Consider the following 8,984-nt stretch of genomic DNA (forward strand, 5'->3'; position numbering starts at 1 on the left):
TGGCCGTGGCCGGCGCGACCCACGACGGTCCATGGCCGGACGATCCCGCCGCCCTGCCCTTCGGCTTTCTGGGCCTGTGCGCGCTGGCCGACCCGCTGCGTGCCGACATCCCCGATGCCGTCGCGGCGTGCCGGGCGGCCGGCCTGCGCGTCATCATGATCACGGGCGACCATCCCGCCACGGCCCAGGCCATCGCGGGCCAGGCCGGCATCGCCGCCGGCGACGTCGTCAACGGCGCCGCGCTGGACGGGCTGGACGACACGGCATTGGCCGCACGGCTGTCCGGGGCCAACGTATGCGCCCGCATCGTCCCCGAGCAGAAGCTGCGTATCGTCCAGGCCCTGCAGCGGGGCGGCGCCGTGGTGGCGATGACGGGCGACGGTGTCAACGACGCGCCGGCCCTGCGCGCCGCCGATGTGGGCGTGGCCATGGGCTTGCGCGGGACCGACGTGGCGCGCGAGGCGGCCCAACTTACCTTGCTGGACGATCGCTTCGCGTCGATCGTCGACGCCGTCCAGGCGGGCCGCCGCATCTTCGACAATATGCGCAAGTCGATGGCCTATATCGTCGCCATCCACGTGCCGATCGCGGGCATGGCGCTGCTGCCCGCGCTGCTGGGCTGGCCGGCGATGCTGTATCCGGCCCATATCGTGTTCCTGGAACTGGTGATCGATCCCGCCTGCGCCCTCGTGTTCGAGAACGAACCGGCCGAACGGGACCTGATGCGGCGCCCGCCCCGCCCGCGCGACATGCCCCTGTTCAGCACCCGTGCCATCCTGCGCGCGCTGGGCGAAGGCGCCGCCGTGCTGGCCGTGCTGGCCCTGTGCTACGGCGTGGCGGCGGCGCGCCTGCCGGCCGATACGGCACGTGCCTTCGGCTTCGCCAGTCTGGTGCTGGCCAACCTGGCGCTGCTGCTGTCGCACCGCGTGCGCGGGGGCGGCCTGCGCGCGCTGGCGGCATCGAATCCCCTGTTCTGGGGCGTGGCCGGCACGGCCCTGGCGATGCTGGCGGCCACCTTGTATGTGCCCCTGCTGGCGAGGCTGTTCCATTTTGCGCCGCTGACGGTGCCGCAGCTGGTCATGGCCGCCGGCGTGGGCCTGCTCATCATGGCGGGCCTGCAGCTGGCCCGCGCCGTGCTGGCGCGGCTGCATCCTCGCCCGGGATGAGTCAGTCCGGTGCCGGCAGCAGGTTGGCGCACTGGCCGCCGCGCCGGAAGCAATCGAGGTTGTCGAAGGTGATGGCGGCGATCTCGCGCAGCGCCTCGATCGTGAAGAAGCCCTGGTGACCCGTGATCAGGACGTTCGGAAAGGTCAGCAGGCGGCCGAAAATGTCGTCCGTCAGGATGTCGCCGGAATGGTCATGGAAGAACAGCGCGCTTTCCTGCTCGTAGACGTCGATGGCCAGGGCGCCAAGCTGGCGCGACTTCAAGGCCTCGATGACGGCGGCAGTGTCGATCAACCCGCCGCGCGACGTGTTGACCAGCATGGCCCCCGGTTTCATCGCGGCCAGGGTGGCGGCGTCGATCAGGTGGCGGGTGGTGTCCGTCAGCGGGCAATGCAGCGACACGATATCCGACTCGGCCAGCAGTTGTGCCAGCGGCACCATCGTGCCCAGCGGCGCGAAGGCGGGTGACGGGAAAGGGTCGAAGCCCAGCACGCGGCAGCCGAAACCGTTCAGGATGCGGGCCGTGGCCAGGCCGATCTTGCCCGTGCCGACGATGCCGGCCGTCTTGCCGTGCAGGGTCATGCCGAGCAGGCCCTCCAGCGCGAAATTGCCCTCGCGTACGCGCGCGTAAGCCCGGTGCGTGTGCCGGTTCAGGGTCTGGATCATGGCCAGCGCATGCTCGGCCACGGCCTCGGGCGAATAGGCCGGCACCCGCGCGGCGAACATGCCCAGGCGCGCGGCGGCGTGCAGGTCGACGTTATTGAAGCCGGCGCAGCGCAGCAGCAAGGCGCGCACGCCCAGGCCATGCAGCAAGTCCAGGGTGGCCGCGTCCAGCACGTCGTTGACGAACACGCAGACGGCCGTGCAGCCCTGGGCCAGCACTGCCGTTTCCGCATCGAGGGCGGTGGCGTGGTAGTGGATCTCGGCGCCGTCGTTGCGGGCCGCGCGGGCCTCCTCGAAGAAGCGGCGGTCGTAAGGCTGGCTGCTGAACATGGCAATGCGCAGCGCGCCTTGCCGGGAGGGCTGTTCCTGCATCGATGGCGTCCTGGTAGGGCGGCACATGCCGCCGCCTCATTCTACCAGCGCGGCCTCGCGCAAGGGCTGGCCGGGCGCGCGTTCGCGCAGCCACGCGCACAGCGCGGCCGGCTCCAGCGGGCGGGCAAAGAAGTACCCCTGGGCCTCGTCGCAGGCGGCCTCGCGCAGCAGCACCCTGGCGTGGTCCGTCTCCACGCCTTCGGCCACGACGCGGTAGCCCAGGTCGTGCGACAGCCCGATCATGGCCGTCACCAGCGAGCCCTTGCGCGCGTCGTGCTCCATGCCGCGCACGAAGCTCTGGTCGATCTTCACCACGTGGGCCGGGATCGACTGCAGGTAGGCCAGGCTGCTGTAGCCTGTGCCGAAGTCGTCGATCGCCACGCGCACGCCGGCCCCGTGCAGCCGGGCCAGGGTGGCGTGGGCGGTGGCCAGGTTCTCCATCGCCGCGCTCTCCGTCACTTCCAGTTCCAGTTGGCCCGGTTCGATGTCATGCTGGCACAGCAGGGCCAGCACGCGGTCGGCAAAATCGGCTTCCAGCAGGTTCGGCGCCGACACGTTCACCGACAGCGGCAGACGCAGGCCTGCCGCGCGCCAGGCCGCCATCTGCCGCAGCGCCGCGTCGATGACCCAGGCCGTGGTGGGCCGTGCCATCGACGTCTGCTCGACGATGGGCATGAATTCGCCGGGCGAGACGTCGCCCAGTTGCGGGTGGCGCCAGCGCAACAGCGCCTCGGCACCCACGCAGGCCCCGCTGGCCAGGTCGACGCGGGGCTGGAACACGAGCCGCAGCTGGTCCGGCTGGGCCAGGGCGCGGCCGAATTCGTTGAGCAAGGTGAAGCGGCGCAGGTAGGCCGCATCCTGGGCCGACGAATACACGGCCACGGCGGCGCCGGCCGCGAACGCATCCTGCACGGCGCTTTCGGCGAAGCGCAGCACGTCGAGGGCCGCCGTCTCGCCCACCGTGAAGGGCGCGATACCGGCCGCCGGTGTCGTCACGAAGCGCGACGTCGACCACAGGTCGCGCTCGTCGACCCAGCTCGCCAGCGCTGCACGGCAGGTGGCGGCGCTCGTGCCTTGCGGCGCGATCAGGGCCACCTGCGTCGGCCCCAGCTGGTACATGCGCGTGGTGCCGCCCAGCCGGATCGACAGCGAGCGCACCGCTTCGTTGACCATCGCATCCAGGTAGCAGGAACTCATGACGCGCGCGGCGTTGGCCAGCTGCGCCGGGCTCGCCAGGTGCAGCAGTACGGCCAGCGCCGGCGCGCCGTGGGGCCGGGCCTTGGGCAGGTCGGCGAAATCGTCGAGGAACTGGTTGCGGTTCGGCAGGTGGCTGATGGGATCGATGCGACCCAAGGTATGCTGCAATTCGATCTGGGCCATCACCATCGCGGCCAGGTCCGTCAGGACGTCGCGCTCGGCCGCCGTGATCTGGCGCGGTGCCGTGCCCAGCACGCACATGGCGCCCAGCGTATGCCCGTCCCGGTCCGTCAGCGGCGCGCCCGCGTAGAAGCGCACGCCGGAGGCGGCCAGCGGGCTGTCGCGGAAATGTTCGTCTTCCAGCAGGTCGGGAATGACCAGGAAATTGTCGCCGTCGCACACGGCCGCGCATGGCGCCTGCAGACGGGGGATCGACCAGTGCTCGACGCCCACCTTCGACTTGAACCACTGCCGGTCGGCATCCGTCAGCGACACGGCCGCGATGGGCAGGTCGAACAGGCGCGCCGCCATGCGGGTGATGCGGTCGAACGCTTCGCTGGGCGGCGTGTCGAGCAGGTCGAGCCTGCGCAGCGCGGCCAGGCGCGCGGTTTCATTGTGGACGGTCATGGTGGTAACGGGACGGGCGGGAAGCCGGAATTGCGATGCGGGGCTGGGGCACCGGAAATAAGGCGGGCGGCGGGGCGGCGGCCGGGTCGAATCTTCTTGAAGAGATTGTACTACGGAAACTATATTTCCGTCCCCCTTGACGTCGTCAACCGTGTGGCGGCGGCCTGGCGTGGCGCTAGCGCCACAGCTGCAAGGGCAGCAGACCGCCTGTCGCCAGCACGACGCACGCTTGCAGGACCGCCAGGCTGGCCGCAGCGTCCATGCTGGCCTTTCGGCGCAGTGACCTGGCCAACCCGACAGCCATCGCCACCGGCAGCAAGGCCGTAACGACGGCAAGCAGCGCGCTGGCCACCGTCAGGTCGCCCAGCCGCACGAGGGACTGGGCGTAGAAAAATGGCAAGGGCAGCAGCAGCGCGAGCATGCCGGCCAGCGGCAGGGCGAGCGGATCGGCCACGGCGAAGCGCCGTCGTGCCACGCGCACGCCGGCCAGTAGCGCAATCGTCACCAGCCCCAGTGCGCCGGCGGCCAGGCTGGACCACAGCAACACCAGGCAGGGCAACGGCACCTGGGCGTAGCTCTGCGTACCGTTCGTGACGATGCGACGGCCGTCGCTCGACGTCAGCAGCGCATGCGAGGCCAGCAACTTTCCCCGCGGGCGGAACAGCCCGCCGCCTTCGTGCACGAGTTCGATCGCGGCGCGCTGGAAGGGCGTGAACACGAGATTCCCGCCGTTGCCGTGCAGGCGGACAAAGCCGAAGGCGCTATCGACCAGGCGCATCGTGTCGAAACGGTTCGGGGCGGGCAGGTAGAAGCCCAGCCAAGGCCCACTCTCGAAGCGCGGCACCGGGGCCGGCGGCGGCACGGGGCTGGCGACGGCCGGCACCAGTGCCCGGGTCAGCAGCGCGTCGAAGCGCTGGTAATCGGCCGTCTCGCTGTCGGTGTTGATGGCAATGAAAAATGCCTGCCGGGGCACCGGGAACAGGCACAGCATCGCGCGAAAGCCGATGCCGTTGCCGCCATGGCAGCGGGCCACTGCACCGTGGCGGTCGACAGTACGCAGGCCGAGGCCGTAGCCGAGCTGAAGGCCGGCCCGCGCCGCTTCCTGGCCGGCGCCCTGCCCCATGCGCCGCAACAGCGCGGGCGCGATGAAGGACTGCCCGGCAAGCGTGCCGTCGCCCATAAGGAAGCGGGCGAACCGGACCATGTCGCCCGCCGTCGTCGTGAACTGGCCGGCCGGGCGCAGGTAGGACGGCATCGCCGCATGGGCAACGCCGCCCTCGAAGTGGCCCATCGCCAGGCGCGGATCGCGTGCCTGCGATACGAACGTGAAGGTGCTGTCGCGCATGCCCAGCGGGGCCAGCAGCGCGCGGTCCAGGTAACGCTCGTAGCGCTGGCCCACTGTCGCCTCGATCACCATGCCCAGCAAGGTGTACGACATGTTCGAATAGGAAGTGCGCGCACCGGGCCGCGTGCGCACGCGCAGCACGCCCCGGCCGGCGGGAAAGGCGGCCGCCAGCGGTGCGTCGGGATCGGCCTTGCCGCTGAAGATATGCCACAGGCGTGCGTCGTCCAGCCCCGCCGTGTGATCGAGCAGGTGGCGCACGCGCACGGGGTCGTGGGCCTGCCACGGATTGTCGAAATCCAGCGCGGGAAGGAGGGGCGCCACGGGCGTATCGAGGTCCAGGCGTCCCTGGCTGACCAGGCGCAGCACGCCGGCGGCCAGCACGGTCTTGGCGATCGAACCCACGTGCACGCGGCTGTCTGCGCGCATCGGCGTGCGGCGCCCGGCATGACTGACGCCTGCCGCCCCTTCCCCTTCCAGCGTCGCCCAGACGGCGCCGTCGAGCTTCTCCTCGACCAGCAGGGCCGAGATGGCCTCGCCCACGCTTGGCGCTGCGCGCAGGGGCGCGGCCAACGACAGCAAGAGCAGTAGCAGCAGCAACGGCAGACAGGCGACGGTTTTCACATGGGACTCGCAATGGTGGACGAGCCCCAGCATGGCGCAGGGGTGGTGAAATCGCGGTGAAATCGGCGGGAAACCTGTAGCCGGTTTCCCGCCGCCGGTCAGCGCACTTCCAGCAGCTCCACGTCGAAGATCAGGGTGGCATTCGGCGGAATCGGGCCGGCGCCGCCCTCGCCATAGCCCATCGCGGCCGGCACGATCAGGGTGCGCTTGCCGCCCACCTTCATGCCCTGCACGCCTTCGTCCCAGCCCTTGATGACCTGGCCGGCGCCCAGCTGGAAGCTGAACGGGCCGCGCCCGACGGAGGAATCGAATTTCTCGCCGTGCTGCTGGGGCGCGGCCGGCGCGTACAGCCAGCCCGTGTAATGGACCACGGCCGTCGAGCCGGCGGTGGCTTCCTTGCCCGTGCCGACGACGGCATCGGTCTTCTGGAAGGCCACCGTCGGCGTGGCCTCGGCGGGTGCCGGCGGCGGCGTCTTGGCGCGGTCGCAGGCGGACAGGCCCACGCTCAGGACAAGGCCCAGGGCGCAGGAAGACAGCAGTTGTTTCATATTGTTCTTTCGTATGGATGGTCGGGATGCCGCCGGAGCATACCTTGCGGGCGGCCCGCTGCCAACACCCACGCTACGCCTGCCCACCCGGCGCCAGGTCCAGCCGCAGCTCGACGAGGTCGTCAGCGCGCCTGGTCGTGAAGCCCAGCGCCTGCGCCAGGGCCAGCATGCGCACGTTATCGGGCAGTACCGTACCGGTCAGTTCGGCCAGGCCGCGCGCGCGGCAGTAGTCGATCAGCCGCGTCATCAACAGGTGGCCCAGGCCGCGCGCCTTCAGGTCAGTGCGCACGGTAACGGCGAATTCGCCCCGCACATTGTCCGGGTCGGCCACGACGCGGGCCACGCCCAGGGTTTCAGGCTGGCCGGCGGCCCCCTCGCGGGTGGCGATGAAGGCCATTTCGCGGGCGTAGTCGATCTGCGTGAAGCGGGCCAGCTGGGCCGGCGACAGCTCGCGCAGCGCGGCGAACAGGCGGAAGTGGATGTCCTCGGCGGACAGCGCCGCGAAGAAGGCCTGGTGAGCCGGCCCGTCCTCGGGGCGCACTGGCCGGATCGTGACGGTGCCGCCGGCCCACGGCCAGCGCTGTTCCAGTTCATCCGGGTAAGGCAAGATGGCCAGGCGTGCCAGCGGGTCGCTGCCCGGCGCCACGGCGGTCAGGCGCATGCGCGCGTCCAGCGCCACCACGCCGGCGCTGTCGGCCAGCAGCGGGTTGATGTCCAGTTCGGCCAGTTCCGGCAGGTCGCAGGCCATCTGGCCGATCCGCACCAGGGCGTCGCACAGCGCATCGAAGTCGGCGGCCGGGCGGTCGCGGTAGCCGGCCAGCAGCTTCGCCACGCGCGTGCGGCCCACCAGGTCCGCGGCCAGAACGCGGTTCAGCGGCGGCAGCGCGACGGCCTGATCGGCCACGACTTCGACGGCGATGCCGCCCTGGCCGAACAGGACGACGGGCCCGAACACGGGATCGGTCGAAATGCCGACGATCAGCTCCACGGCGCGGGGCCGCCGCACCATCTGCTGCACCGTGTAGCCGGCGATGCGGGCGCCCGGCTGGTGCTGCGCCAGGCGGCGGGGAATGTCGGCGAGGGCAGCGCGCAGTGCGTCCGGGTGGTCGATATCGAGCACGACGCCGCCCACGTCGGTCTTGTGGACGACGTCGGGTGACAGCAGCTTGACGGCGACGGGGTAGCCGATGTCGGCCGCCGCGGCGATGGCCTGGTCCGCCGTTTCGACGACGACGGTGCGCGCGACGGGAATGCCGTAGGCGGCCAGGATGGCCTTGCTGTCCGCTTCCCCCACCCGCAAGGTGCCGGCGGCCACCAGCGCGGCGACCCTGGCGCGGGCACCGGCGCGGTCCGCTTCGGCGCCCGCCAGCGCGGCCGGCACCTGCATCAGCAAGGCCTGGTTGCGGCGGTACTGCACCAGCTGGCCGAAGCCTTGCACGGCCCCTTCCGGCGTGTCGAACACGGGCAGGCCGGCGTCCAGGCACAGGCGCCGCGCGGCCGCCACGCTGTCGCCGCCCAGCCAGCACGTCAGCACGGGCCGGCCACCGCTCTGCAGCAGTGGCAGCAACCGGGTGGCGATGGCCGCGCTGGGCACGATGGCCGTGGGCGCATGCAGCAGCAGCACGGCGTCCACTTCCGGCGCGCCTTGCAGCACGGCCAGCGCGTCGCGGTAGCGCTCGGGCGGCGCGTCACCGATGATGTCGACGGGATTGCCGTGCGACCAGGTGGCCGGCAGCACCTGCGACAGCGCCTCCACCGTCTGCGGCGCCAGGGTCGCCAGGGTGCCGTTGGCCGCCACCAGCGCATCGACGGCCATCACGCCCGCACCGCCGCCGTTGGTCAGGATGGCCAGGCGTTCGCCGTGCAGGGGCCGCGGCCGGGCCAGCATCGCCACCGCGTCGAACAGGGCTTCGGTATTGAGCACGCGCAGCATGCCGGCCCGGCGCAGCGCGGCGTCGTAGACCAGGTCGGCGCCAGCCAGCGCGCCCGTGTGGCTGAAGGCCGCCTTGGCTGCGTCCTGCGAGCGGCCGGCCTTGACGATCAGCGTCGGCTTGCCGCGGGCGGCACTGCGCGCGGCCGACATGAACTTGCGCGCGTGGCGCACGCTCTCCACGTACAGCAGGATGGCATCCGTGCCGGGGTCGCCCGCCAGGTAGTCCAGCAGGTCGCCGACGTCGACATCGCTGCCGTCGCCCAGCGACACGAAGCTGGAAAAGCCGATGCCGCGCGTGCGGGCCCAGTCCAGCACCGTCGTCACCAGCGCGCCGGACTGCGACACGAAGGCCAGCCGCCCGGGCAGCGCGCCGACGGGCGCGAAGCTGGCGTTCAGGCCGATACCCGGCACCAGCAGGCCCAGGCAGTTCGGCCCCAGCACACGCAGCAGCCAGGGCCGCGCCGCCGTCAGCATGGCCTGGCGCAGGGTGCCGCCGCCGGGGGCGGCACCATCC

The 8,984-nt window shown here is 71.4% G+C and carries 6 protein-coding genes; 1 reads left to right on the forward strand and 5 read right to left on the reverse strand.

Features of this window, described 5'->3' with window-relative positions; all coding sequences use genetic code 11:
• Positions 1 to 1,166, forward strand: a 1,166-nt coding sequence (locus tag GM672_RS26435; RefSeq protein ID WP_155473501.1) for an HAD-IC family P-type ATPase, incomplete at its 5' end; no start/stop codon positions are given.
• A 1-nt stretch (position 1,167) separates the two neighbouring features.
• On the opposite strand, the gene GM672_RS26440 is transcribed toward GM672_RS26435, so the two are convergent.
• From GM672_RS26440 to GM672_RS26460, 5 genes are all read right to left on the reverse strand, one after another.
• A complete protein-coding gene (locus tag GM672_RS26440; protein WP_155473506.1) occupies positions 1,168 to 2,169 on the reverse strand; it encodes a 2-hydroxyacid dehydrogenase in 1,002 nt (333 codons plus the stop codon).
• Between the two features lie 66 nt (positions 2,170 to 2,235).
• Positions 2,236 to 4,023 (reverse strand): putative bifunctional diguanylate cyclase/phosphodiesterase, encoded by a 1,788-nt coding sequence (locus tag GM672_RS26445; protein ID WP_155473502.1) that lies wholly within the window; start codon positions 4,021 to 4,023, stop codon positions 2,236 to 2,238.
• Positions 4,024 to 4,198: 175 nt separating this feature from the next.
• The gene (locus tag GM672_RS26450) at positions 4,199 to 5,989 is read right to left on the reverse strand and encodes a serine hydrolase domain-containing protein (protein ID WP_170300260.1); all 1,791 of its coding nucleotides are present in this window, start codon (positions 5,987 to 5,989) and stop codon (positions 4,199 to 4,201) included.
• A 98-nt stretch (positions 5,990 to 6,087) separates the two neighbouring features.
• A complete protein-coding gene (locus GM672_RS26455) occupies positions 6,088 to 6,537 on the reverse strand; it encodes an FKBP-type peptidyl-prolyl cis-trans isomerase (RefSeq protein ID WP_155473504.1) in 450 nt (149 codons plus the stop codon).
• 73 nt (positions 6,538 to 6,610) lie between these two features.
• The coding region (locus tag GM672_RS26460; protein ID WP_155473505.1) for a bifunctional acetate--CoA ligase family protein/GNAT family N-acetyltransferase at positions 6,611 to 8,984 on the reverse strand (2,374 nt) is incomplete at its 5' end.

This window comes from Pseudoduganella buxea (assembly GCF_009720835.1).
Lineage (GTDB): Bacteria > Pseudomonadota > Gammaproteobacteria > Burkholderiales > Burkholderiaceae_D > Rugamonas > Rugamonas buxea.

Coding starts and splice junctions, on each gene's coding strand:
- GM672_RS26445 (WP_155473502.1), bottom strand. CDS start 4,023: ATGACCGTCCACAATGAAACCGCGCGCCTGGCCGCGCTGCGCAGGCTC.
- GM672_RS26455 (WP_155473504.1), bottom strand. CDS start 6,537: ATGAAACAACTGCTGTCTTCCTGCGCCCTGGGCCTTGTCCTGAGCGTG.